Here is a 26,407-nt window from a genome sequence, read left to right as displayed (position 1 = left end):
CTTTAAAATGTATTAGTATGTAAGATACTCATTGATTAACTCAATTATGGAAATATGTTACATAATTTGGTTAAAAGCTGAATATAATGGCTCTTACATGATAATACTTCTAAGAATAATAAAAAATTACTGGAGGTAATCATATAATGATTAGAAAGTCAATTCCTTTAATAATAATACTGTGTGTGTTTACAGCTTTATTATTATCTGCCACATTTTATAAAATAGAGAAATCAATAACCTCATCAACTGAAAATAAAAATATTAATACTGATATTCCTACTAAAACTTCTGATGTCAATAATGAAATAAAGCCAGTTTCTAAAAGTGAAAGTTCTAATAAGAGTGTACCTACTAATACATTAGCAAATGAAACGCAAGTTGTTAAAGAGCAAAAGGCTAACAGTGAAATTAGAAAAACTGATATTGATACATCTGATTATTTGAGTAGCTTACAATGCATTAGTTATAAATTGAAACAAGGAGAAACTTTGACTGATATTGCTAGAAAATATGAAAGTACTTGCAATCTAAACAGTACAATTAAGATGATAAAATCAATAAATAAAATTGATGATGTAAATAATATAAATTCTCAAACTATTGTAAATATACCAGAGAATGCACTTAAACGTGGAACAATGTATACAGTAGTGGCAGGTGATACATGGTATAAAGTAGCCAGTGAATATTATCCTAAATACACTACTGAATCTGTAATGAAGTTTCTAGTATATATAAATAATTTACCTAATAATGATTTGCCTTTAGGAGAAAAGATTTTTTTACCAGCTTTATAGAATATTAGAAATATGAATTATTTGTTTATTTATATCATGTATTAAGATTAGCAGTTACTAAGTATAAACCTTTACAGAATTAAATGTCCTAGTAAAGGTTTATACTTATCTTTAAATAGAAATGGCCCAAAATAGAGAATTTAATATATTGCAATATTTATAATAAATTGTTATATACATTTATACCAGAAAGCACATACATTTTTGTGGAACAGGCATTTGAAATTGAGCTGATGAAAGTTATTGATGAGAGGTTGTTACATTTACTGCTTGTCACATTGAATAATGGGAGCATGCAGTTATAGATTAATAATTACATATTAAAATCATACATTATCAGAAAGAAGGATATACTTTTGTGGAGTGTTGCATTGAGAATGTGGCTTTTGGAGTTTCTTCATTAGAACTTGTTCCATTGTTGCTTGTCCTTAGGAACTAAGGATCATGCAGGAATGGGTACAATTTCTAATGTTAGAAATCCAAAGTCATATTCTCTAGCAACCGGAACAAAAGTGTATCCTTCTTTCGGTTATATCTATTTTCTAATTAAATGCGTTATATATTGCAGCAATTCCTTTTTCAAAATCATCATTTTCTATACCAACTAATATGTTCATCTCACTAGAACCTTGGTCTATCATTCTAATGTTGATTTCAGCATTTGAAAGAGCTGTAAATATCTTAGCAGCAGTGCCTCTTTGTTTAGCCATTCCACGTCCAACAGTAGCAATCATAGCTAAATTTGGATGGATTTCTATACTGTCTGGGTTGCATGCTCTTTTAATTTCTTCCACAACAACATCCTTTTTGTTCTTCAATTGAGTGTCTTGAATTACAAAGCATACTGTATCTATTCCAGAAGGCATATTTTCAAATGAAATATTATGCTGTTCAAGTATTGATAAAATTTTTCTACAGAAACCAAGCTCTGAATTCATTGATGCTTTAGATATTGAAATAACTGTGAAATCTTTTTTACCAGCTATACCTGTTACAGTTGTTGGTTTCATTGAGCCATCTGTATTTTTTACGATAAAAGTACCTTCGTCTTGAGGTTTGTTTGTATTTTTTATATTTATTGGAATTCCAACTTCTCTTACTGGGAATATTGCATCTTCATGTAATACAGAAGCACCCATATAAGAAAGTTCTCTAAGTTCTGAATAAGTTATTTTGCTTATTGGTTTTGGATTATCTATTATTCTAGGATCTGCCATTAAAAATCCTGAAACATCTGTCCAATTCTCATAAAGATCAGCATTGATGCTTGAAGCAACTAAAGCTCCTGTTACATCAGAACCACCTCTTGAGAATGTGATTATATTTCCGTCTTTATCTGCTCCATAAAAGCCAGGAATTACAGCCTTAGAAATTTTAGATAATTTATAATGAAGGGCTGAATCTGTCGCCTTAGAATCTAAGGAACCGTCGCTATTAAAAACCATAACGTCTTTAGCATCAACAAATTGAAAGCCAAGATAGTTAGCAAGTATTAATCCGTTTAAGTATTCACCTCTACTTGCAGCATAATCACTTGAAGCCCCTTCTTCAAGATCTTTTTTTATGATGTTTAAATGTTCTGTAATATCAAAGTCTAAATTTAAATCTTTAACGATATTACAATATCTATCTGTTATATGATTAAAAACATCATCAAAAGATATTCCAGTAGAAACGTGAGCGTGGCAAAGATATAATAAATCAGTAATCTTTGAATCTTTAGAATTTCTTTTTCCAGGTGCAGATGGTACTACATATCTTCTTTCTGGATTTGAAAAGATTATTTCTTTAACTTTTTTAAATTGAGTTGCATCTGCTAGTGAACTTCCACCAAATTTTGTTACAATTGTGTTCATAATTATAGCCCCCATATATATGTATTTTTACATATAAGATTGTAGCAATTTATCTAAAAATGTTCAAGCTAATTATTAATAACGTTTGACAGAGTAAATATTGATTTGTATAATAAAAATACCAAGTGAAACTTGATTATTTCTTGTTTTTCATTGAAATTCAACGTTGAATAAATCAAGAAAAACAAAGTAGAAATAAGAGTATGTTAACAATATGGTACTGGTAATTTAATATAAAAATATTTTAATTATCAGGAGTTATATAGATAAGCCAATTATAAGTTATATTTATACTATGAAATATATCCTGACTAGAAATGGGTAATATACTTTTGTGGAATGTTTCATTGGTAATTTTGATGGATGTGATTCTTAATTAAAATTCCAAATCTATGATTTGGTCAATTGAAATTACTCAGTGAACGAAGTGAGTCGAGTTTCCTTTGAACTATTCCAAATGTGCTAGTTCAAAGCTTGTTCTTTGAGGCTAGCACTTTGGGTGCAACTTTGTAGCCTTAGAATCACCCATCAGAATTACCTAGAAACTGGAACAAAAGTATGTTATTCATTTCGGCGAGTTACATGCATAAGTTCAGGTCTTAGTTGGGCTATCTATATGTATTACAAATTTATATATACTTTGACAACGGAGTCATAGAATTAATAATTCAGATTGATTTCGTTTTTTTGTTATAAGTTATAAAATAATTTTCTGCAGAAGTTATTTTTTATATTTATCAATTTGATAAATATAAGCTTTAATTTTTAAAGAATATGGTATTAATTTCTTTAAAAATTAAAGTTTTTACCACAAAAATACTTACTTTTTTAAAAAATCTATTGATTTGTTAGAAATGGTGGTATATAATTTACTTATTAAATGAATTGAGCAAAGGCGTTCAATAGATGGTATACCGCTTCTATTGTGCGTCTTTTTTTAGAAAAAAAGGGGGTTTGTAAAATGGCAAAGTACACAAAGGAAGATATCATTAACTTAGTAAAGGAAAATGGAGTTAAATTTATAAGACTTCAATTTACAGATATCTTTGGAACATTAAAAAACGTAGCAATTACAGACAGACAGTTAGAAAAAGCATTAAATAATGAATGTATGTTTGATGGATCATCTATTGATGGTTTCGTTAGAATTGAAGAATCTGACATGAATTTAAGACCGAACTTAGATAGTTTTGTAATTTTCCCATGGAGACCGCAACAAGGCAAGGTTGCAAGATTAATCTGTGACGTTTATAAACCAGATGGAAAGCCATTTGAAGGTGATCCAAGATATATCTTAAAGAGAGCTATAGCAGATGCAGCTGAACTTGGATATACAATGAATGTTGGACCTGAATGTGAATTTTTCTTATTTGAAACTGATGAAAATGGTAATGCAACAACAAACACTCAAGATAAAGGTGGGTACTTTGATTTAGCACCTACAGATTTGGGAGAAAATGCAAGACGTGACATGACTTTAGCATTAGAAGAAATGGGATTTGAGATTGAAGCATCTCACCATGAAGTTGCTGAAGGTCAAAATGAAATTGACTTTAAATATGGTGATGCATTAACTACAGCTGATAGTATTATGACATTCAAGCTAGTTGTTAAGTCTATTGCACAAAGACACGGATTACATGCATCATTTATGCCAAAGCCAATTTTCGGAATTAATGGTTCAGGAATGCATGTTAATATGTCATTATTCAAGGATGGAAAGAATGTCTTTGTTGATGAAAATGATAAGAATGGCTTAAGTCCAATAGCTTATAACTTTATAGCAGGATTATTAAAGAATATAAAAGGTCTTGCAGCTGTTACTAACCCATTAGTTAATTCATACAAGAGATTAGTACCAGGATATGAAGCACCAGTTTATTTAGCTTGGTCTTGTAAAAACAGAACAGCATTAATAAGAGTACCAGCAGCTAGAGGCGCAGGAACTAGAGTTGAGCTTAGATGTCCAGATCCAAGTTCTAACCCATATTTAGTATTAGCAGCTCTATTACAAGCAGGATTAGATGGTATTAAAAACAATCTACAACCACCAGCAGAAGTTGAAGCAAATATTTTTGCTATGACTGATGAGGAAAGAAAAGCTAACGGAATTGATAACTTACCTAATAACTTATATGAAGCAGTTCAATTCATGAGAGAGAGTGAGTTAGCTAAGTCAGCTTTAGGAGATCATGTATACAACAATTATCTTGAAGGTAAAGCAGCTGAGTGGGATGATTATAGAACTAAAGTACATGACTGGGAATTAGAAAACTATCTTAATAGATATTAATTTAGTAATACCAATTATTATTAATTAAGGTGGGGATTGCAATGGCTCAAGATGGAAGAATTATTATAGCTTTAAGCAATATTGAGACAGCAAAAAAATTAAAGAGTTTACTAATGCAGGAAGGCTATGAAATCATAGCATTATGTGCTTCAGGAAATGAATTAATTAGATTAGTTATGCAACATTCCCCAGACCTAGTCTTAGTAGGATATAAATTCAAGGATATGAGTTTACTAGATGTTTATGAAACACTAGTAGATGTAACTAGTTTTTTAGCTATCGTAAATGAGCCTTATAAATCATTTATAGAAGAAGATACTGATATATATTGTATTGGTACCAAAATCTCTAATGTTCTCTTAACTAATGCTATAAATTTAATTTTTCAAAGCAAAAAGAGAATCAAGAAGCTAAGGGATCAAGTTGAAAAGTTAGAACATACTCTAGAAGATAGAAAGCTTATCGAAAAGGCTAAGGGTCAACTCATGAAAACTTCAGGACTTACGGAGAATGAAGCTTTTAGATATATGCAGAAGATAAGTATGGATTCTGGGAAAAGAATGAAAGATATTGCGAGTTTAATATTAAGTGAAAATGAATAACTTGTAAAATTTAGCAAATACGCGAGTAATTATATTTCAAAAAAGGATGTATTTACTCGTTGTTTGCTACACATAAATGCAATATGATTGTTTTAAGGATAAATAGGTGCCTGATAGATAAATATTTAGGAAGGTACAAATGAATATATTATTATCTCAAGGGGGAATTTTAATGGAAAGAAATAATCCGAATGCACAGGGGTTATATAATCCATGTTTTGAACATGATGCTTGTGGAATTGGGACTATAGTAAACATTGATGGTGAGAAATCTCATGAAATATTATCAGATTGTTTAACTATCCTAGAAAAGCTAGAGCATAGAGGTGGTACAGGCGCTGATGAACATACAGGAGATGGAGCAGGAATATTATTTAATATACCACACAAATTCTTTCAGGAAGAATTGAAATCAAAAGGTATGACTCTCGGAAACGAAGGGGATTACGCTGTTGCTATGGTATTTTTACCACAAGAAGAAAAGGCAAGAAAAGAAGCTATGAGCCTTTTTGAAGATATATCAAAGGAAGAAGGACTTGAACTAATTGGGTGGAGAGAAGTTCAAACAAACCCTTCAATACTTGGAAAAGCATCGCTAGAAGCAATGCCTGCAATAATGCAAGCTTTTGTAAGAAGACCAAATGGAATAAAACCAGGAAAAGATTTCGAAAGAAATTTATATATTGTTAGAAGAAATATAGAAAAAAGAGCAGGATGGATAAGTAAATTCCTAAATGAAACTTTCTACATAGCGTCTTTTTCATCAAAGACAATAGTATATAAAGGGATGTTACTATCTACACAGCTTAGAGAATTTTATAAAGATTTAGAAGATGAAAGAGTTGAAACATCTTTGGCATTAGTACATTCAAGATATAGTACTAATACATTCCCAAGTTGGGAAAGAGCTCATCCTAATAGATTTATGATTCACAATGGTGAAATTAATACACTTCGTGGAAATGTTAATAAGGTTTATTCTAGAGAAACAAATGTTAAATCTAGAGCACTTGGAAAAGATTTAAACAGAGTGTTACCTATCATAAATAAAGAAGGATCAGACTCTGCGATATTTGATAACAATTTAGAATTCTTATATATGAATGGAATGGATTTAACTAGAGCTATTATGATGGCAATTCCAGAACCATGGTATAAGAGTAAAACTATGAGTAAAGAAATGAAAGCTTTTTATGAATATAATGCTACACTAATGGAACCATGGGATGGTCCAGCAGCTATCGTATTTACAGATGGCGAAAAAGTTGGTGCAGTTTTAGATAGAAATGGTTTAAGACCATCAAGATATTATATAACTAAAGATAGAAGACTTATTCTTTCTTCAGAAGTTGGTGCATTGGATATACCAGCTGAAATTGTTGAAAAGAAAGATAGATTAATGCCAGGTAGAATGTTACTTGTAGATACAGTTAAGAAAGAAGTTATAGATGACGAAGAATTAAAAAATTCTTATGCTAATCAATATCCTTATGGAGAATGGTTAAAAGAAAATCTGATTACTTTAGATAAAATGAATGAAAGTAAGAAGTTCAAGATTGAATATGATAAGGAAACTAGAAAGAAATTAGAAAAAGCTTTTGGATATACTTATGAGGAAGTAAAAACAACAATGCTTCCAATGGCTGAAACTGGAGCTGAACCATTAGCGGCTATGGGTGTAGACGTTCCTTTAGCAGTATTATCAAAGAATTCTCAACCGTTATTTAATTACTTCAAGCAGTTATTTGCACAAGTAACTAATCCTCCTATTGATGCTATTAGAGAAGAAATAGTTACAGCTTCTAATGTTTATCTTGGACCAGAGGGTAATATATTAGAAGATAAAGCATCAAATTGTGAGTTGATTAAACTCGATTCACCAATAATTAATGATGAAGAATTAGCTAAAATAAAGGCTTATAATAAAGGAAACTTAAAATCAAAAGTAATTGATATTGTATTTGATAAAGGTGGCTCTTTAGAGGAAGCATTAAATGAAACGTTTGAAAAAGCTCAAGATGCTTATGAAAAGGGATATACTATATTTATATTATCTGATAGAAATATAAGTGAGGCAAAAGTTCCTATTCCGTCATTACTTGCAGTATCAGCACTTCATCAATATTTGGTTAAAAAAGGAACAAGAACTTCAGTTGCTCTAATACTTGAAAGTGGAGAGCCTAGAGAGATTCACCATTTTGCTACATTGCTTGGATTTGGTGCTTCTGCTATAAATCCATATATGGCTTATGAAAGCTTAAGAGGATTAATTGAAGAAGGATTACTTGATTTAGAATATGATAAAGCTGTTTACAACTATAATAAAGCAGTGCTTAAAGGTATAATTAAAATACTTTCAAAAATGGGTATTTCAACAATACAATCTTATCAAGGAGCACAAATTTTTGAAGCTATAGGAATTGGAAAAGAAGTTATTGATAAATACTTTACTAATACTATAAGCAGAATCGATGGAATTGGACTCGCTGAAATTCAAAAAGAAGCAGAGATAAACCACAAAAATGGATTTAAAGAAAAAACTTATGCAGCAGACTTTTCGTTAGATTCTCCAGGATATGAAAAGCTTAGATCAGGAGAAGATAGTGGAGAAGAGCATTTATATAATCCATTAACTATTCATAAACTTCAAGAAGCTACTAAAACATCAAATTATGAATTATTTAAAGAATATACTTCTTTAATTGATGATGAAAAAGCTGAAATCACTTTAAGAGGATTATTAGAATTTAACTATAATTCTAAGGCAATTCCACTTGAAGAAGTTGAGCCAGTTTCAGAAATTGTTAAGAGATTTAAGACAGGAGCAATGTCTTATGGATCAATTTCTAAAGAAGCTCATGAAGCACTTGCTATTGCCATGAACAGAATTGGCGGTAAGTCTAACACTGGTGAAGGTGGAGAAGATAAGGATAGATGGACTAAAGATGCAAATGGGGATTCAAGAAGATCTTCAATAAAGCAAATTGCATCTGGTAGATTTGGAGTAACTTCAGAGTATTTAGTAAATGCAGATGAACTTCAAATAAAACTAGCACAAGGAGCAAAACCTGGTGAAGGTGGTCAATTACCTGGAACTAAGGTTTACCCATGGATTGCTAAAACTAGACATTCAACTACAGGGGTTGGTCTTATATCACCACCACCTCATCATGATATTTACTCAATAGAAGATTTAGCTCAATTAATATATGATTTAAAGAATTCAAACACTGGAGCTAGAGTATCTGTTAAGTTAGTTTCAGAATGTGGAGTTGGAACTGTTGCAGCTGGTGTTGCTAAAGGTGGAGCAGAAGTAATATTAATTTCAGGGTATGATGGAGGAACAGGTGCATCACCTAAAAACTCAATCAAAAATGCCGGACTTCCTTGGGAACTTGGACTAGCTGAAGCTCACCAAACATTACTTCTTAACGATTTAAGAGAAAGAGTTAGAGTTGAAGTAGACGGTAAACTTATGAGTGGACGTGATGTTGCTATAGCTGCCCTTCTTGGAGCAGAAGAATTTGGCTTTGCAACTGCACCATTAGTAACTTTAGGTTGTGTTATGATGAGAGTTTGTAATCTAGATACTTGTCCAGTTGGAGTTGCAACTCAAAATGAAGAGCTTAGAAAGAGATTTAAAGGAAAACCAGAATATGTAGTTAACTTTATGTACTTTATAGCTCAAGAACTAAGAGAAATTATGGCAAGTCTTGGATTTAGAAATATTGATGAAATGGTTGGTAGAGTAGACAAACTTAAGCAGAGAGAAAATATTCATGGCTGGAAAGCTAAGAATGTTGATTTAAGCTCAATACTTTACACTCCAGATAAGTATAAAGGAAAAGTTGTTAAGTTTGATGAAACTAAGAAATACGACTTTAAATTAGAAAGAGTGCTAGATCAAAAAGTATTCTTAAGCCAATTTAAAGACGCTATAGAAAAGAAAGAAAAAGTAAACTTTGAAATTGATATAACTAATACTGATAGAACACTTGGAACTATTCTTGGATCTGAAATAACAAGAGTAAATGGTTCAGATGGATTAACAGAAGATTCTATTACTATTAAGTGTAATGGAGCTGCAGGTCAAAGTTTTGGTTCATTCATTCCAAGTGGATTAACCTTTGAAGTTGAAGGAGATGCTAATGATTACTTAGGTAAGGGATTATCAGGTGGTAAAATTATAGTATATCCTCCAAAGAAATCAACATTTGTAGCAGAAGATAATATCTTGATTGGAAATGTTGCTTTATATGGTGCAACTTCAGGAAAAGTATTTATAAATGGTATTGCAGGTGAAAGATTCTGCGTTAGAAATTCAGGAGCGACTGCTGTTGTTGAAGGAGTTGGAGCTCACGGATTAGAGTACATGACAGGTGGTAAGGTTGTTGTTTTAGGTAAAACAGGAATTAACTTTGCTGCTGGTATGAGTGGCGGAATTGCTTACATTTATGAAGAGGATCCAAACTTTAGAATAAACTTAAATGAAGAAATGATTCTATTAGAAGAGTTAAGCTTAGAAGATGAAGAAGAATTAAAGAACTTAATTGAAGAACATGTGAAAGTTACAGGCTCTCCTAAAGGAAATAAAATATTATACAACTTTGAGACAGAAAAATCTAAATTCCACAAAATAATTCCAAAGGATTATAAGAGAGTATTGGAAACTGTTGAAAAGCATAAGAATCTTGGATGTGATGAGGATGAAGCATTAATTAAAACTTTCCAAGAAATTAAAGGAAATTAGGAGGGTTAGAAAAATGGGTAAACCAACGGGATTTTTAGAGTATGATAGAGAAGTAGGTAAAAATAGAGAACCTAAAGAAAGAATAAAAGACTATAAAGAATTTCATTTAAGTCTTCCAGCAGAAAAGCAAAGTATTCAAGGTGCAAGGTGTATGGACTGTGGTGTTCCATTCTGCCAATCAGGAGTATTATTCTCAGGTATGGTATCTGGTTGTCCACTTCATAACCTAATTCCTGAATGGAATGACTTAGTGTATAGAGGAAAATGGGATTTAGCTTATGAAAGATTAGATAAGACTAATCCATTCCCAGAATTTACAGGAAGAGTATGTCCAGCTCCATGTGAAGCTGGATGTACAGCAGGATTAAATGGGCCTTCAGTTGCTATAAAGGAAAATGAAAGAGCTATAATTGATACTGCTTTTAAAAATGGAATAGTTAAAGCTAATCCTCCAGCTAAGAGAACTGGAAAGAAAGTTGCTGTAATAGGATCAGGTCCAGCAGGACTTGCAGCAGCAGATACATTAAATAAATGTGGTCATAAAGTTACTGTTTTTGAAAGAAGTGACAGACCAGGTGGATTATTAATGTATGGTATTCCAAATATGAAGCTTGATAAAGAAGTTATATTAAGAAGAATAAATCTTATGGCGGAGGAAGGTATTAGATTTGTAACTAACGCTAATATTGGTGAAAATTATGATGCAAATGAAATATTAGATGAATATGATGCAGTAGTACTTGCAACTGGTGCATCTGAGCCTAGGGATCTTGTAGCAAAAGGTAGAGATGGAGTTAAAGGCGTACATTTTGCAGTAGATTTCTTAAAAGCTAATACAAAAAGTCTTCTAGATTCAAATCATGATGATAATAATTATATTTCAGCAAAAGATAAAAATGTAATTGTAATTGGTGGTGGAGATACAGGAACAGATTGTGTTGGAACTTCACTTAGACATGGATGTAAATCATTAGTTCAATTTGAAATAATGGGTGAACCTCTTAAAGAAAGAGGAGCTAATAATCCATGGCCAGAGTGGCCTAAAGTTCTTAAGGTTGATTATGGCCAAGAAGAATTTATAGACCTTTATGGCAAAGATCCAAGAGAATATTTAACTACAGTTACAGGTCTTAATACAGATAAAGATGGAAATCTTGAAAGTGTTGATACTGTAAAAGTTGAATGGAAGAAAGACGAAAATGGAAGATTTGGTCCAGTGCCAGTTGAAGGATCAGAAAAAACTTATCAAGCCGAACTTGTATTGCTTGCAATGGGCTTCACAGGTTCACAAAATTACATTAAAGAAGCTTTTGGTGTTGAATCAGATGCAAGAAGTAACATAAAAGCAAATGAAAAAGATTTTAAAACTAATGTACACAAAGTATTTTCAACAGGTGATGCTAGACGTGGACAATCATTAGTTGTTACAGCTATAAATGAAGGAATAAGAGCAGGAATATCTGTTAATGAATTCTTAAGAAAATAGCATATTGAAATGGGAGTGATATTCTAAGTATTTAGAAGTATCACTCCTATTTTTTATGTAAAATTAGATTTTCAATTTAGAAATAGTAGATAACAATAAGCAAGTACTTGGATTATATGAAGAATATTTTATAACCAACATGTTTATAGATGGTATATATATTGCAAAAATAATCCTTCATGATAATTATAAAAATATTTCAAGAGTCTTAGTCGTAATTGTGAAATGTGCATTGTGAACTGTGAATTGTGAATCGAAATATATATTAGGAAAGTAACGCCACACTCAGTATAGATTCGCATGAAATATATATTTTAATTAATAATTAAGAATATTTTCATGAATTTATATTAACTAGATATATATAATATAGAGGTGAATATTTTTTATTCTTTAGGAATTTATATTGAAGATAAATCTTCAGACATTATGCAAATTGAGGGGATAAATTATGAAAAAGGGTTGATTTAGAGATATATGTTTTAAAAGAGAATAAAATTGTAAAGAGAAATTGATTGGAGGATGTTAATGAGAATTTTTAGTAATGATCGTAAGCAAGTAAGATCTGGTTGGAAGATAATACTTGTTTTCGTATGTTTCTTTGTATCTACAACTATAATGTCGGTTGTCTTCAGTAATATATATAGTGCATTTGTTTTTATGACTAATCCAGCATTGCTGTTAAAGCAAGATGAGGGTATAAGTTATATTACTGAGCAGCTCTTAAGTATGTCTTCTTTTCCAGGCGCATTTTTAAATTTGATACAATGTATACTAATGATATTCTTTGTAGTTTTATTCTGGAAAGTTCTAGATAGAAAAAAAGTGAAAGATATTGGATTAATTAATATAAGAAAAGGATGGAAAGATTTATTTTATGGCTTATTATTTGGCGCAATATCATTTACTATAGTTGCAATTATATTGTTATGTACTAAATCAGTTGAACTAGTGAATGGTTTTAATAATCCAAACTTTTCAAGGACATTATTTTTACAGCTTATTGTTTTTATATTTGTTGGCATTAATGAAGAACTTTTTGCTAGAGGGTATTGCATGACTGTTTTAAAACAAACTAAAATAGCATGGATTCCTATTTTAGGATCATCCATAATTTTTTCACTAATGCATTCATTAAATCATGGAATCAGTTTACTTGCATACGTGAATTTGTTTTTATTCGGGATTTTTATGGGATATTTATTCATAAAGACTAAAAATATATGGATGTGCATAGGGTATCATATAACTTGGAATTATTTTCAGGGTGACATTTTTGGATTTTTGGTAAGTGGAAATGTTACAGATTCTATATACACCATAAGAACTATTAATTCAAATATAATTAATGGGGGAAGCTTTGGACCAGAAGGAGGAATAGTTGTTACAGCATTGCTTATAGTAACAATTTTAATAACATATAAATTCATACCTTATAGAGCATAAAATGCGTAAAAAATCTACACATATGAAAAGAGTGCGAAGCACAATACGGAACTTAAAAAATGAAAAGAGTGCGAAGCACAATACGGAACTTAAAAAATGAAAAGAGTGCGAAGCACAATACGGAACTTAACCAAAGTCGACTACGATTTTGTTATGTACATTGTAAATTTTATATTCATAAGGTATACTTAAGATATGCTTTTAACTAAATGAGAAACTAAGTAATATAGAGGTTGAGTGTAATGAACAGAGAATTTAAAAGATATATGTATATTATAGGAACAATTTGTATAATATTTTTAGTAGGATCATTAATTCTACATATTCTTCCATGGCTTCTGATAGCAGGAGTAATAATATATATTGTTATGAAGATAGTGGGATTTTTTAAAGAAAAAAAGAGAAAGAAGAATTTAAATAACTATTATAATAATGATAGAGATAAGGAAGTCTACAGCACTCCTGTAGATGACTATACAACTGGAGAAATTATTGATGTTGAATATGAAGATGTAGACAAAAAAGAAAAATAATATTTTTATATTAAAGCTCAGTTTTGGTAACTGAGCTTTTTTGCTGTCTAAATAATTACGCATAACTTAGTTAGAAAATTATAATTTTGATAAAAAAATTTGTTAGAACCCTTTATATATTTCTTTTTTTGCGTATATATTAATTGGAAGGATAAATATGCACCGATAAAAAGAGCAGCTATGCACTACTGAAAAGAGCAGCTATGCTGCAATGTGGAACTTTTATGCATATAAGAACGTTTTTTTGAATTAATTAGTGGTATATGAGTATGAAAGTGGATTGATGAGAATGAGAGAAAGAAAGTATGCACATTGAAAAAGAGCAGCTATGCTGTATATAAGAATCTTTTTTTGATTAACTTGATAAGATGTAAATATGAGGGGTAATGATGAATATGAGAGAAAGAAGATACGCACATTGAAAAGAGCAGCTATGCACCTATAGAAAGAGCAGCTATGCTGCAATGTGGAACTTTTCTGCATATAAGAACATTTTTTGGAATTAATTTGTTAAGAAATAAATATGAGGGGAAATGATAAATATGAGAGAAAGAAGATACGTAAAATTTAGAGTTGATATGTATGATGACACAAAATTTAAAATAATAGATAGAATGTCTAATAGAGATCTTATTCACTATGTCTGGAATAGGATGGTTGTTTTAGCTGGAAAGGTAAATCAAGAGGGAGAATTATATATGTCAAGAAATATTCCGTATACAGTAGAGACCTTATCAATAGAATTTAATAGAGATATCAGTGGAGTAAAAGCTGCATTAGATGTTTTAATGAATTTAGAAATGATTGAAATCGTAGATAATAATATATACAAGGTGAAAAATTTTGTGAAGCATCAAAATATCAAAGTTAAGGAAAAAGCTGAAATTGTAAAAAAGGAAAATAATACAGAAATTCTAGAAAAGACTGATATGGATAAAAATAAGAATATAGAAGTAAACTTGAAGAATGTGCTTCCTATAAAAGAAAAACAAGAAATTAGCATTAAAGAGAATAAAGATAATGGAGTAATGCTTTTAAAAGCAAATACCAAAAAATCAAACAATGAAAATAAAGGCAATAATAATAGCAATATGACGGAAGCAAAGAAGGACGAGAGTGATCAACATAATAATTCTCCTGTAATTTTTGAAGTTGAAAAAAATAAAAGTAAGAAGAAGAAAAGAGTAAACAAAAAGAAAAATGAGAGTGATATAGAATCTTATGATGAAGATGTTTCTGATAATATTACAGATAGAGGAAATAAAGATAATGATATCTTTTGGTTTAGTGAAGGCGAAATTACCTTAGGAGAAGGAGAAACTATAATATCTGAGTGGTCTTTTGAGTAATTACAATATATTAAAATTTACAATGTACAATTACGACTAAAACTCCAGCAATATTTTTAGAATTATTATGAAGAATTACTTTTTAATATATATTTCATTGGAAAAACATATATTAAAATTGAGTTTAGATATTCTATCTTAATCTAGCGCTTGGCTTACTATAAGTTTAAATGTAAATTTATTATTAAAACATATATAATAATGCTAATTGTTTGAAAATAGGGCGTTAATATTGTATAATTATTTATAGAAATTAAGATGTCTAAAAGGAAAAAGAAAGTTAGTTTCTAAAGATTTTTAAAGTAAATATAAGCAATATAGGAGGCAATAAATATGGAAAAAATAAAAATGTCAACTCCGTTAGTTGAAATGGATGGAGATGAAATGACAAGAATTATTTGGGGCGCAATAAAAGAGGAATTATTAAATCCTTTTATCGAATTAAATACAGAATATTATGATCTTGGATTAGAGTATAGAAATCAAACTGACGATCAAGTTACTGTAGATGCTGCAGAAGCTATCAAAAAGTATAAAGTTGGTGTGAAATGTGCAACTATTACACCAAATGCAGCAAGAGTTAAAGAGTATAATTTAAAAGAAATGTGGAAAAGTCCTAATGGAACTATAAGAGCAATATTAGATGGAACAGTATTTAGGGCACCAATTATAGTAGAACCAGTTAAGCCATATGTTAGAACATGGAAAAAGCCTATTACGATAGCAAGACATGCTTATGGGGATGTATATAGGGATGTTGAAATGAAAATAGAAGGTAAAGGTAAATGTGAACTTGTATTTACCTCTGAGACTGGCGAAGAAAAAAGAGAGTTAGTACATAACTTTGCAGGTGATGGAGTAGTTCTTGGGATGCATAACCTTAATAAGTCTATTGAAAGTTTTGCAAGAGCTTGTTTTAATTTTGCACTAGATACTAAACAAGATTTATGGTTTGCAACTAAGGATACAATTTCAAAGAAATATGATCATACATTTAAGGATATTTTTCAAGATATTTTTGATGATGAATATAAAATTAAGTTTGATGAGGCGGGCATTGAATATTTCTATACGTTAATTGATGATGTTGTTGCTAGAGTTGTTAAATCAGAAGGTGGAATTATTTGGGCTTGTAAAAACTATGATGGAGACGTAATGAGTGATATGGTTGCTACCGCATTTGGTTCACTTGCAATGATGACATCAGTATTAGTTTCTCCAGAAGGAAACTACGAATATGAAGCAGCTCATGGAACTGTTCAAAGGCATTATTATAAGCACTTAAAAGGTGAAGAAACATCAACAAATTCAATTGCAACCATATTTGCATGGTCTGGAGCCTTAAAGAAAAGAGGAGAATTAGATAATAATTCAGCTTTAGTGGATTTTGCAGATAAATTGGAAAAGGCTTCAATAAAGACAATTGAAGATGGAATAATGACTAAAGACTTATCGTTACTTGCTGAGCATGATAACATTCAAACATTAAATACATTTGACTTTATTAAAGCTATAAGAAAGACATTAGAGGAAATACTTTAATCTTATTTTGTGTGATTTAATATTTAAGAATGAGTGCACACAATGTTATATCTGTGTTTTAATAATAGATTTATATTTAAAGTCTAGCACAACAAGTGCTAAGTTATGTTGAAAATTTAGAAACTTAACTAATATATATAAAGTATAAATGAAAATAGGCTGTGCAAGATAGAATGTTTTTCTATTTTGGATAGTCTATTTTTTATATTCATTTTGAATAAAATGAATATAAAAAATATAGGAAACTTAGTTGATAACATTATGTATATATATGTTGCAATTTAGAATGTACATTTTACAATTCACAATAATTCTAAAAAAATTTTGCAATATTTTTAGAGTTATAATGAAGAATTATTTTGGTAATATATATTGAAATATAAAGCTTATGTTTAAGAATTCTAGTTAATAAAGTTTTTGAATAAGAGTAGATTCTATATATTTAGCTAATAAAATATATGATTCTATAGTAAGAATTCTTATTTTTTATGAAAAAGTCATTTAAATTATTGAAGTTCATAGAATCAAATAATATATTAATAATTATAAATTTATTAAAATAATTAAGTAAATTTAACAAAAAAAGCAAAAATGTAATAATAAAACGTTACCAATTGATGAAAGCATAATTTTTAAAAAAAGTCATTGAAAATCATTTTCAATGAGAGTGAAAAGTGCTATTATTATTTATAGAGAAGTTAATTAAAATCATTATCAATTGATTGTGACTTTAATTGGCGATAAAATATAAGGAATTATACATAAATAATTTATGCAAAAATTAGTGAATCTAATTAAGGGGGAAGCATTATGCCATTAATATTAGCTAATAAGGGAAATGAAATGAATATTAAAAAGATTACTGGAAATGACGAAACAAAAAGATTTTTAAACAGTTTAGGGTTTGTTACAGGTGAAACAGTTAAAATTATTTCTGAACTTGGAGGAAATCTAATAATAAATGTTAAGGATAGCAGAGTTGCATTAGATAAAAGAATGGCAAGTAGAATTATAGTTTAGGAGGATTTTTATAATGAACACATTAAAGGAGATTAAATGTGGACAAACTGTTAAGGTTAAAAAGGTTGATGGTTTAGGACCAGTCCGTAGACGTATTATGGATATGGGAATAACAAGAGGGTGTGAAGTGTATGTTCGTAAAGTGGCACCACTTGGAGATCCAATAGAAGTAACAGTTCGTGGATATGAATTATCACTTCGTAAAGCTGATGCAGAAATGATACTTGTAGAGTAATTCAATACAAAAAAATATATACCATAGTTCAATTTAATAAAGAAAGGTATATATAGTGATGAGGAGGAATAGAAATGTCAATTAAAATAGGGCTTGCAGGTAACCCTAATTGTGGAAAGACAACTATGTTTAATGAACTTACAGGTTCATCACAATATGTTGGTAACTGGCCAGGGGTAACTGTTGAAAAAAAGGGTGGTAAGTTAAAAGGACATAAGGAAGTTGAAATTGTCGATTTACCAGGAGTTTATTCTCTATCACCATATACACTTGAAGAAGTTGTAACACGTAATTTTATGATAAATGATAGACCAGACGCAGTAATCAATATTGTGGATGCATCTAATATTGAAAGAAATTTATATTTAACAACTCAGATTTTGGAATTAGGAATCCCTACCGTTATAGCACTTAACATGATGGATATTGTAGAGAGAAATGGGGATAAAATAGATATTAATAAATTATCAAAAACTTTAGGGTGTCCAGTAGTAGAAACTTCTGCACTTAAAGGAAATGGAGTTAAAGCAGCGGCGGAAAAGGCTATCGAAATAGCTAATTCAAAGAAAAAGCCGAATTTTCAAGTGCCTTTTTCAAAAGAAGCTAGGGATGCTTTCGATGAGATAGAAAAAATTGTCCAAGGTAATATACAAAGTAAAGATACTAATATTAATTGGCTTTCTATAAAATTATTTGAGCGCGATAAAAACATAATAGATAATTTGAAACTTCCAGAAAACATATTAAGTGATATAGAAGCAGTAATACAGAAATATGAAAATGAACTTGATGACGATAGTGAAAGTATTGTTACTTCAGATAGATATGCATTTATAGGAGATGTAGTTTCAAGTGCGATTAAAAAGAGCAGCAATGGAAAAGAAACAACATCAGACAAAATTGATAAAATTGTTACAAATCGTTTCTTGGCATTGCCAATTTTTGTGGTTATTATGTACGCAGTATATTATATTGCAATAACAATAGGGACAATAGGAACTGATTGGATTAATGATACGTTATTTGGAGAGATAATTCAAGGAAGTGCTTCAGATTGGATGGCGAGTGCAAATGTAGCTGACTGGTTACAAGGATTAGTCATTAATGGAATAATTAGTGGAGTAGGTTCGGTAATTGGATTTGTACCACAGATTATACTTTTATTCTTATTCTTATCTGTACTTGAGGACTGCGGATATATGGCCCGTGTAGCATTTATTATGGATAGAATTTTCCGTAAGTTTGGTCTTTCAGGGAAGTCATTTATACCAATGCTTATTAGCTCTGGTTGTGGTGTACCTGGTATTATGGCAACACGTACAATGGAAAACGAGAGAGATAGAAAAATGACGATTATGTTAACTACATTTATTCCTTGTAGTGCTAAGTTGCCAATTATAGCTTTAATTGCATCAGCATTCTTTAATGATTCAGCGTGGGTAGCTCCATCAGCATATTTCTTGGGAATAATAATGATTGTTGTTTGTGGAATTATATTAAAGAAAACAAAATTATTTTCTGGAGATCCTTCACCATTTGTTATGGAATTACCACAATATCATATACCAAGCGCAAAAAGTGTAGTCATTCATATGTGGGATAGAGTAAAAGCATTTATAGCAAAAGCCGGAACAATAATTTTAGTTTCTTGTGCAGCAGTATGGTTCTTACAATCATTTAATTGGTCATTCGAAATGGTAGACGCAGATAATAGTATATTAGCAAGCCTAGGAAATATTATTGCACCTATATTTGCACCACTTGGCTTTGGAAATTGGCAATCATCAGTTTCAACAGTTACAGGACTTGTTGCAAAGGAAAATCTTGTTGGAACATTTGGGGTTTTATATGGAATAGCAGATGCATCTGAAACTGATCCAACATTAATTAATAATGTTGGTGCAATGTTTACAGCAGCAAGCGGGTTTGCATTTATGGCATTCAATTTACTTTGTGCTCCTTGTTTCGCGGCAATTGGTACAATAAGACGTGAAATGGGAAATTGGAAATGGACATTTATTACTATAGGATTCCAGACAGCAACTGCATATATAGTGGCACTTGTTATTAACCAAGTTGGTAATTATATATTGGGAGTTGGAAGTTTAGTTGGAGCTGTAGTTTCAATTATAATTGCAGTAGCTGTAGTATTTATAGTTATAGCAACAGGAAGAAAAGGATCAAAAGAAAAAGTAGTTAATGCTAATTTAAGTTATACAAAATAATGTTTATACAACTAGATTTAAGTATAACGGTTTACTTAGATTAAGATTTGAGGAGTGATAATTATGGTGGCAACAATTATATTAGCTGGTATAATATTTGGATTTATGGCATTTGTGATAGGGAAGCAAATAAAAAAAGCTAAAAATGGAGAAAGTGGCTGCGGATGTGGATGCTCCGGTTGTTCATCAGCTAATGCATGCCACGGAATAAAAATAAAGCAAAAATAAAATGCTAATAATTAAATATGTTGCAATTAGAAACCTATATTTTAGTATTAAATGAGAAATTGGCTTATTAATATATTAAATGTAAATATTGCGGCATATATGTTAAGTAGTTGTTTAAGGCAACTACTTTTTTTATTCTCCAGATTCTAAAGTCTCCTATGATTTTGTTCTTTTCTTGAAGTTTATATTTGTGGAGAGAAAACTGTGGGTACTGTGTTCTATGTTAATGGAATTTTTTTGAATAAATGTATTGACAAAGTGAATAATATAAACTATAGTATAAATCATATAAATCCTATTGAAATAATAGGGATTGAAACACATATCAGTATAACCAATAAAATAATACGAATTATTGATGTTGTTATAAATTCTTTAATTGAGATTTAGATAGGCAATTATAACTAAAAGCCTACTAAACATATATGATAAATAATGGATTTGAAAGGGGCAAATGTTATGAAGAAGAGAAGAATATTAAGTGTTACGCTTTCTATAGCTTTAATAATGGGGGCTTTTATAGGTTGTGGAAAGCAAGAAGCTAATAGTGAAAATTCGGACAGTAAAAAACCTGTAGAGCTTTTGAATGTATCATATGATCCAACAAGAGAATTATATACAAAATTTAATGATAGTTTTATAAAATATTGGAAGGATAAAACTGGACAAGATGTAACAATAAATCAATCTCATGGAGGCTCTGGTGCACAGGCACAATCAGTAATTGGTGGATTAGAGGCTGATATTGTAACCTTAGCACTAGGCTATGATATAGATGCTATAAGTCAAGCTGGTCTTGTAAATAGTGATTGGCAAAGTAAATTTAAAGAAAATAGTTCGCCATATACATCTACTATAGTTTTTCTTGTTAGAAAAGGAAATCCTAAGAATATAAAAGACTGGGATGATTTAACGAGGGATGGAGTTTCGATAGTAACACCAAATCCAAAAACATCAGGAGGAGCTAGATGGAACTACTTAGCAGCTTGGGCCTATGCATCGAAAAAGTATAATGGTGATGAAAAGGCTATAAAAGATTTTATGTCAAAGTTATATTCAAATGTAACAGTATTGGATTCAGGAGCTAGGGGAGCAACAACAAGTTTTGTTGAGAGAGGATTAGGAGATGTACTTATAGCATGGGAAAATGAAGCACTTTTATCACTTAATCAACTTGGAAAAGATCAGTATGAAATAGTAGTGCCATCATTAAGTATTTTAGCAGAACCTCCTGTTGCTGTAGTTGATAAAGTTGTTGATAAAAAAGGAACTAGGGAAGTTGCAGAGGGATATTTAGATTATTTATATACTAAAGAAGGACAAGAAATAGCAGCAGAAAATTATTACAGACCTAGAGATAAAGAAGTTGCTGAAAAGTATAAGAGCACATTTCCAGAAGTTAATTTAGTTACAGTAGACGGTGAATTTGGAGGATGGGCGAAAGCTCAGGAAACTCATTTCTCAGATGGAGGAACATTCGACCAAATTTATATTCCTAAAAAATAATGATTCAATAGTTAAATAATTTAATATTAATTTTATAATCATAGATACAAATTTTGGTGATTTCGAAATATAAATAATATTTTACAAAATAACAATTTCAAAAACTTACTGGATAAAATTTAACATTTTCATTTAGTAAGTTTGATTTTTGTTAAAAATTAATATTTTTGAGTTAATTTTATTGACAAAAACATAAAATTCCCTTATAGTATATTTCATATAAAGTTTATAAAATTAGTAGGAAATAAAAAACTTTATATATGATTAGCTAAACAGTGCAATCATCACATAAAGCATTATTTTATATAATAATTGAGATAAAGTTTTAATAATGTATGATTTAATTAGGTTTCTATACGAAAGTATGAAGTGGATCTTAGATTAATAAAACTTTAAGTGTAAATTTATTACTGCAACGTATACTAAAACTTGTTATTTTCTAGGATGTCATTTGTTTAAAATCCTACTAAACATATATGAATATTGATTTTTTATATATGAGCAATAAATATTTATGAAAAAAGATTGGGGAGAATATTGTGAAAAAAACTGGGATGTTATGTTTGCTGCTTTCTATTACGCTAATTACTGGGGCTTTTGTCGGCTGTGGAAAGCAAGGAACTAATGGCGATAATAGTAAGAAACCAGTGGAGCTCTTGAATGTATCATATGATCCTACAAGAGAATTATACACTAAGTTTAATGAAAGTTTCATAAAGTACTGGAAAGAAAAAACTGGACAAGATGTAACAATAGATCAATCTCATGGAGGATCTGGTTCACAAGCGCAGGCAGTTATGGGGGGATTAGATGCTGATATTGTAACCTTAGCATTGGGATATGATATTGATGCCATAAGCAAAGCTGGTCTCTTGAATAGTGATTGGCAAAGTAGTTTTAAAGAAAATAGTGCACCATATACTTCAACTATTGTTTTTCTTGTTAGAAAAGGAAATCCAAAGAATATAAAAGATTGGGATGACTTAACAAAGAATGGTGTTTCAATTGTAACACCAAACCCAAAAACTTCAGGTGGAGCTAGATGGAATTACTTAGCGGCCTGGGCTTATGCATCAAAAAAATATAATGGTGATGAAAATTCTATAAAAGAGTTTATGTCCAAGTTATATTCGAATGTAGTTGTATTAGATTCAGGATCAAGAGGAGCAACTACTAGTTTTGTTAGAAGAGGATTAGGTGATGTTCTTATAGCTTGGGAGAATGAAGCTATGTTATCACTACAACAGCTTGGAAAAGATAATTATGAAATAGTTACTCCATCATTAAGTATTTTAACAGAGCCATCAGTTGCAGTAGTAGATGAAGTTGCTGATAAAAGAGGTACTAAAGATGTCGCTGAAGGATACTTGAACTACTTATACACTAAAGAAGGACAAGAACTAGTAGCTCAAAACTATTATAGACCGAGGGATAAAGACGTTGCTGAGGAATATAAAGATACATTTCCTAAATTGGATCTTGTAAAAATAGATGATTCACTATTTGGAGGATGGAAAAAAGCTCAAGAGACTCATTTTTCAGATGGGGGAACATTTGACCAAATTTATATTCCTAAAAACTGAGAATATTAGAGTATAAAGTTAAAATTGATTCAGTGGTGGATGCCAAAAAGAATTTTAGTTGAACTTATACAATCAAGGAGAATCAAATCTGGGAGATTGCCAGTTTTATATCTAACTTAGATAAGAGGAAGATAAAAGTGGCTAGGTATCAGAGAAGTTTTTTAATATGGTAATTATTTTTTTAGAGTGGGGGATGAATATGAGCAAGACAAAAAGAGTTATTCCTGGATTTAGACTGACAATGGGTTTTTCTCTTGTTTACCTAAGCCTTATAGTTTTAATTCCTTTATCAGCTTTAGTCATAAAGTCAGGGGGAATGGGATTAGATAAATTTCTTAGTACAGTATTAAATGCTAGAACATTACACGGATACTTGGTGAGTTTTGGGGCTGCATTTATAGCAGCGATAATAAATAGCGTATTCGGGGTTATCTTGGCGTGGGTTTTAGTTAGATACGATTTTCCATTTAAAAGATTTATAGACGGAATAATTGATTTACCATTTGCACTACCAACAGCTGTTGCAGGTATCTCACTTACTACCTTATATTCTGAGAATGGTTGGATAGGAAAAATACTTTATTCATTTGGAATAAAATCATCATTTTCTATTTTAGGAATTGTTATAGCCTTAACATTTATAGGAATTCCATTTGTTGTAAGAACAATTCAGCCAGTTCTTGAAGATTTAGACGGACAATATGAAGAAGCGGCAGCAATGCTTGGAGCTAGTAGATTAAGAACTTTTTGCAAAGTAATATTTCCAGAAATATCAGCACCATTATTAACTGGATTTGGTTTAGCATTTGCAAGAGGTGTTGGTGAGTATGGAAGTGTAGTTTTTATCGCAGGAAATCTTCCAATGAAAACAGAAATTGCACCTCTTTTAATTATGTCAAGATTGGAGCAATACGACTATAGTGGTGCTACGGCTATAGCTTTAGTTATGTTAGGTGCTTCATTCTTAATATTATTCGTTATAAATGGAATTCAACTATACAATAGTAAATTAAAGCAGATATGAGGTGAATAGTAAGTGAAAAAAACATCAATGAATAGAAGTGAAAATAAATTCTTAAAATACGGTTTGATAGGTATAAGCATATTTTTTCTTATACTAATGCTTATTATTCCACTGATATCTATAATTTCTGAAGCTTTGGCTAAAGGGTTTGGTGCATATATTAAAGCAATTTCAGAGGGATATACTCTTAAAGCTATGAACCTTACATTAATATCTACGTTAATAGCAACAATCATGAATACTATATTTGGTATATGCATTGCGTGGGCTATAACAAAATTTAAATTTAGAGGGAAGAACCTGCTAGGAACTTTAATTGATCTGCCATTTGCAATATCACCTGTTATTGCAGGATTAATATTCGTATTAACATTTGGAAAAGGGAGTTTTTTAGAAAATATTTTAGTTCAAAATAATATAAAAATAGTGTTTGCTGTACCAGGGATAATATTAGCAACAATATTTGTAACCTTTCCGTTTGTAGCGAGAGAAATAATACCTTTAATGAACGCTCAGGGAACTGATGAAGAAGAAGCAGCAGCGATGATGGGAGCTAATGGATTTAATATATTTAGAAAAATAACTCTTCCTAATATTAAATGGGGACTTATATATGGAGTAATACTTTGTGCAGCAAGAGCAATGGGAGAATTTGGGGCAGTATCAGTGGTATCTGGTCATATTAGAGGAAAGACAAATACTCTTCCATTACACATTGAAATTTTATATAACGAATATCAATTCTCAGCAGCTTTCGCAGTTGCTTCTATATTGGTAATTATTGCAGTTATGGTATTGATATTACGTAATATTGTGGAATGGAAAACTAAGAAGGGGGTCTAGTATGTATGTATGTGGAACTAAAGAATATTAATAAAAAATTCGGAGATTATAAGGCATCTGACAATGTTAGTTTTAGAATAGAGCAGGGAAAATTGATTGGCCTTTTAGGCCCAAGTGGAAGTGGTAAGACTACTATACTTAGAATGATAGCAGGTCTTGAAACTCCAGATGAAGGAGATATCATTATTAATGGAGTCAAAGTCAATGATATAGAACCAGGAAAAAGAGGAATTGGCTTCGTATTTCAAAGTTATGCTCTATTTCGTCATATGACAGTTTATGATAATGTAGCGTTTGGTCTTGTGGTACAAAAAGCTAAAAAAGATTATATACATGAGAGAGTTATGGAACTTATAGAACTTATTGGTCTTAAGGGGCTTGAAAAAAGGTATCCAGGTCAATTGTCTGGTGGACAAAGACAACGTGTAGCTTTTGCTAGAGCACTTGCCCCTAATCCACAGCTATTACTACTAGATGAGCCTTTTGCAGCAATTGATGCGAAGGTAAGAAAAGAACTTAGAAGATGGCTTAGAGAAACAATATCTAAATTAGGAATAACAAGTATCTTTGTAACCCATGACCAAGATGAAGCGGTAGAAGTAGCAGATGAAATAATAATAACGAATAGAGGGAAAATTGAGCAGAAAGGTAGTCCAGTTGAGATATATAAGAATCCAAAGACTCATTTCGTAGCGCAATTTATTGGTGAATCGAATCTAATAGATGATTATACTAAGCTAAAAGGATTTGAAGTTGTAAACCCTAAAGAAACAAAGGCAATAGTACGTCCTGAATTTATACAAATTGCTAAAAATGATAAGGAGATTTTGACTCCTCTTGCAGCAGAAAAAGGAATTGTAAAAGGTATTGCATTTAGAGGGAATAATCTTGAAATAGATGTACAGGTAGGGAATCAAATATTTTATGGATATCGTAGCCTGGAAGATGAAGAATTAAAAATTGGTGAAGAAGTTTTCGTTTTAATCCATAGAGTTTATGCATTTGATGAAAAAAGTGCAAATGTTGTGGAAAATAAGATTAAAACAGAAGAAATGTCTGTATTTATTTAACACGGCACAATCAAAA

The 26,407-nt window shown here is 30.6% G+C and carries 19 protein-coding genes; 18 read left to right on the top strand and 1 reads right to left on the bottom strand.

Annotated features, from left to right (window positions below; all coding sequences use genetic code 11):
* Positions 1-146: 146 nt before the first annotated feature.
* Complete coding sequence (locus KEC93_RS21075) at positions 147-800, top strand: LysM peptidoglycan-binding domain-containing protein (RefSeq protein WP_077869623.1); 654 nt, start codon at positions 147-149, stop codon at positions 798-800.
* Positions 801-1,342: 542 nt separating this feature from the next.
* Here KEC93_RS21075 and KEC93_RS21070 read toward each other — a convergent pair.
* Positions 1,343-2,656: an aspartate kinase gene (locus tag KEC93_RS21070; RefSeq protein WP_039769505.1), complete on the bottom strand. Its 1,314-nt coding sequence runs from the start codon at positions 2,654-2,656 to the stop codon at positions 1,343-1,345.
* Positions 2,657-3,617: 961 nt separating this feature from the next.
* Between KEC93_RS21070 and glnA the strand changes: the two genes are divergently transcribed.
* From glnA to KEC93_RS20985, 17 genes are all read left to right on the top strand, one after another.
* Positions 3,618-4,949, top strand: coding sequence for a type I glutamate--ammonia ligase (glnA, locus tag KEC93_RS21065; RefSeq protein WP_012060363.1), 1,332 nt, complete (start codon positions 3,618-3,620; stop codon positions 4,947-4,949).
* Between the two features lie 41 nt (positions 4,950-4,990).
* On the top strand, positions 4,991-5,551 hold the full coding sequence (locus KEC93_RS21060) for an ANTAR domain-containing response regulator (RefSeq protein WP_012060362.1): 561 nt from the start codon (positions 4,991-4,993) through the stop codon (positions 5,549-5,551).
* A gap of 172 nt (positions 5,552-5,723) precedes the next feature.
* On the top strand, positions 5,724-10,301 hold the full coding sequence (gene gltB, locus KEC93_RS21055; RefSeq protein ID WP_038457919.1) for a glutamate synthase large subunit: 4,578 nt from the start codon (positions 5,724-5,726) through the stop codon (positions 10,299-10,301).
* 13 nt (positions 10,302-10,314) lie between these two features.
* Complete coding sequence (locus tag KEC93_RS21050; RefSeq protein ID WP_012060360.1) at positions 10,315-11,787, top strand: glutamate synthase subunit beta; 1,473 nt, start codon at positions 10,315-10,317, stop codon at positions 11,785-11,787.
* A 528-nt stretch (positions 11,788-12,315) separates the two neighbouring features.
* Entirely contained in the window at positions 12,316-13,233 is a 918-nt protein-coding gene (locus KEC93_RS21045; protein WP_077869624.1) for a CPBP family intramembrane glutamic endopeptidase, read from the top strand.
* 242 nt (positions 13,234-13,475) lie between these two features.
* On the top strand, positions 13,476-13,766 hold the full coding sequence (locus tag KEC93_RS21040; RefSeq protein WP_012060358.1) for a hypothetical protein: 291 nt from the start codon (positions 13,476-13,478) through the stop codon (positions 13,764-13,766).
* Between the two features lie 542 nt (positions 13,767-14,308).
* On the top strand, positions 14,309-15,115 hold the full coding sequence (locus KEC93_RS21035; RefSeq protein WP_207717948.1) for a putative phage replisome organizer: 807 nt from the start codon (positions 14,309-14,311) through the stop codon (positions 15,113-15,115).
* Positions 15,116-15,448: 333 nt separating this feature from the next.
* Positions 15,449-16,657 carry an NADP-dependent isocitrate dehydrogenase gene (locus KEC93_RS21030; protein ID WP_077869625.1) on the top strand — a complete coding sequence of 403 codons (1,209 nt, stop codon included), beginning with the start codon at positions 15,449-15,451 and terminating at the stop codon, positions 16,655-16,657.
* A gap of 810 nt (positions 16,658-17,467) precedes the next feature.
* Positions 17,468-17,677: a FeoA family protein gene (locus tag KEC93_RS21025; RefSeq protein ID WP_012060355.1), complete on the top strand. Its 210-nt coding sequence runs from the start codon at positions 17,468-17,470 to the stop codon at positions 17,675-17,677.
* Between the two features lie 13 nt (positions 17,678-17,690).
* A complete protein-coding gene (locus KEC93_RS21020) occupies positions 17,691-17,912 on the top strand; it encodes a FeoA family protein (RefSeq protein ID WP_012060354.1) in 222 nt (73 codons plus the stop codon).
* Between the two features lie 74 nt (positions 17,913-17,986).
* Positions 17,987-20,137, top strand: coding sequence for a ferrous iron transport protein B (feoB, locus tag KEC93_RS21015; RefSeq protein ID WP_077869770.1), 2,151 nt, complete (start codon positions 17,987-17,989; stop codon positions 20,135-20,137).
* Between the two features lie 63 nt (positions 20,138-20,200).
* Positions 20,201-20,365, top strand: a complete 165-nt coding sequence (locus KEC93_RS21010) for a FeoB-associated Cys-rich membrane protein (RefSeq protein ID WP_012060352.1) — start codon at positions 20,201-20,203, stop codon at positions 20,363-20,365.
* 459 nt (positions 20,366-20,824) lie between these two features.
* The gene (locus KEC93_RS21005; protein WP_012060351.1) at positions 20,825-21,871 is read left to right on the top strand and encodes a sulfate ABC transporter substrate-binding protein; all 1,047 of its coding nucleotides are present in this window, start codon (positions 20,825-20,827) and stop codon (positions 21,869-21,871) included.
* Between the two features lie 554 nt (positions 21,872-22,425).
* Positions 22,426-23,454 (top strand): sulfate ABC transporter substrate-binding protein, encoded by a 1,029-nt coding sequence (locus tag KEC93_RS21000; RefSeq protein WP_172462705.1) that lies wholly within the window; start codon positions 22,426-22,428, stop codon positions 23,452-23,454.
* A gap of 199 nt (positions 23,455-23,653) precedes the next feature.
* Entirely contained in the window at positions 23,654-24,478 is an 825-nt protein-coding gene (cysT, locus tag KEC93_RS20995; protein WP_012060349.1) for a sulfate ABC transporter permease subunit CysT, read from the top strand.
* A 27-nt stretch (positions 24,479-24,505) separates the two neighbouring features.
* Positions 24,506-25,321: a sulfate ABC transporter permease subunit CysW gene (gene cysW / locus KEC93_RS20990; RefSeq protein WP_172462706.1), complete on the top strand. Its 816-nt coding sequence runs from the start codon at positions 24,506-24,508 to the stop codon at positions 25,319-25,321.
* Positions 25,322-25,326: 5 nt separating this feature from the next.
* Complete coding sequence (locus KEC93_RS20985) at positions 25,327-26,391, top strand: sulfate/molybdate ABC transporter ATP-binding protein (protein WP_023973167.1); 1,065 nt, start codon at positions 25,327-25,329, stop codon at positions 26,389-26,391.
* Positions 26,392-26,407: the final 16 nt, after the last annotated feature.

It is taken from the genome of Clostridium beijerinckii (assembly GCF_018223745.1).
Classification (GTDB): Bacteria; Bacillota; Clostridia; order Clostridiales; family Clostridiaceae; genus Clostridium; species Clostridium beijerinckii.
Note: the sequence above shows the minus strand (reverse complement) of the source record. Positions and strands in the feature narration are given on the sequence as shown.

Excerpts from the sequence above, each read along its gene's own strand:
- KEC93_RS21075 (WP_077869623.1), top strand. The coding sequence starts at position 147 with ATGATTAGAAAGTCAATTCCTTTAATAATAATACTGTGTGTGTTTACA.
- KEC93_RS21070 (WP_039769505.1), bottom strand. The coding sequence starts at position 2,656 with ATGAACACAATTGTAACAAAATTTGGTGGAAGTTCACTAGCAGATGCA.
- glnA (WP_012060363.1), top strand. The coding sequence starts at position 3,618 with ATGGCAAAGTACACAAAGGAAGATATCATTAACTTAGTAAAGGAAAAT.
- KEC93_RS21060 (WP_012060362.1), top strand. The coding sequence starts at position 4,991 with ATGGCTCAAGATGGAAGAATTATTATAGCTTTAAGCAATATTGAGACA.
- gltB (WP_038457919.1), top strand. The coding sequence starts at position 5,724 with ATGGAAAGAAATAATCCGAATGCACAGGGGTTATATAATCCATGTTTT.
- KEC93_RS21050 (WP_012060360.1), top strand. The coding sequence starts at position 10,315 with ATGGGTAAACCAACGGGATTTTTAGAGTATGATAGAGAAGTAGGTAAA.
- KEC93_RS21045 (WP_077869624.1), top strand. The coding sequence starts at position 12,316 with ATGAGAATTTTTAGTAATGATCGTAAGCAAGTAAGATCTGGTTGGAAG.
- KEC93_RS21040 (WP_012060358.1), top strand. The coding sequence starts at position 13,476 with ATGAACAGAGAATTTAAAAGATATATGTATATTATAGGAACAATTTGT.
- KEC93_RS21035 (WP_207717948.1), top strand. The coding sequence starts at position 14,309 with ATGAGAGAAAGAAGATACGTAAAATTTAGAGTTGATATGTATGATGAC.
- KEC93_RS21030 (WP_077869625.1), top strand. The coding sequence starts at position 15,449 with ATGGAAAAAATAAAAATGTCAACTCCGTTAGTTGAAATGGATGGAGAT.
- KEC93_RS21025 (WP_012060355.1), top strand. The coding sequence starts at position 17,468 with ATGCCATTAATATTAGCTAATAAGGGAAATGAAATGAATATTAAAAAG.
- KEC93_RS21020 (WP_012060354.1), top strand. The coding sequence starts at position 17,691 with ATGAACACATTAAAGGAGATTAAATGTGGACAAACTGTTAAGGTTAAA.
- feoB (WP_077869770.1), top strand. The coding sequence starts at position 17,987 with ATGTCAATTAAAATAGGGCTTGCAGGTAACCCTAATTGTGGAAAGACA.
- KEC93_RS21010 (WP_012060352.1), top strand. The coding sequence starts at position 20,201 with ATGGTGGCAACAATTATATTAGCTGGTATAATATTTGGATTTATGGCA.
- KEC93_RS21005 (WP_012060351.1), top strand. The coding sequence starts at position 20,825 with ATGAAGAAGAGAAGAATATTAAGTGTTACGCTTTCTATAGCTTTAATA.
- KEC93_RS21000 (WP_172462705.1), top strand. The coding sequence starts at position 22,426 with ATGTTATGTTTGCTGCTTTCTATTACGCTAATTACTGGGGCTTTTGTC.
- cysT (WP_012060349.1), top strand. The coding sequence starts at position 23,654 with ATGAGCAAGACAAAAAGAGTTATTCCTGGATTTAGACTGACAATGGGT.
- cysW (WP_172462706.1), top strand. The coding sequence starts at position 24,506 with ATGAATAGAAGTGAAAATAAATTCTTAAAATACGGTTTGATAGGTATA.
- KEC93_RS20985 (WP_023973167.1), top strand. The coding sequence starts at position 25,327 with ATGTATGTGGAACTAAAGAATATTAATAAAAAATTCGGAGATTATAAG.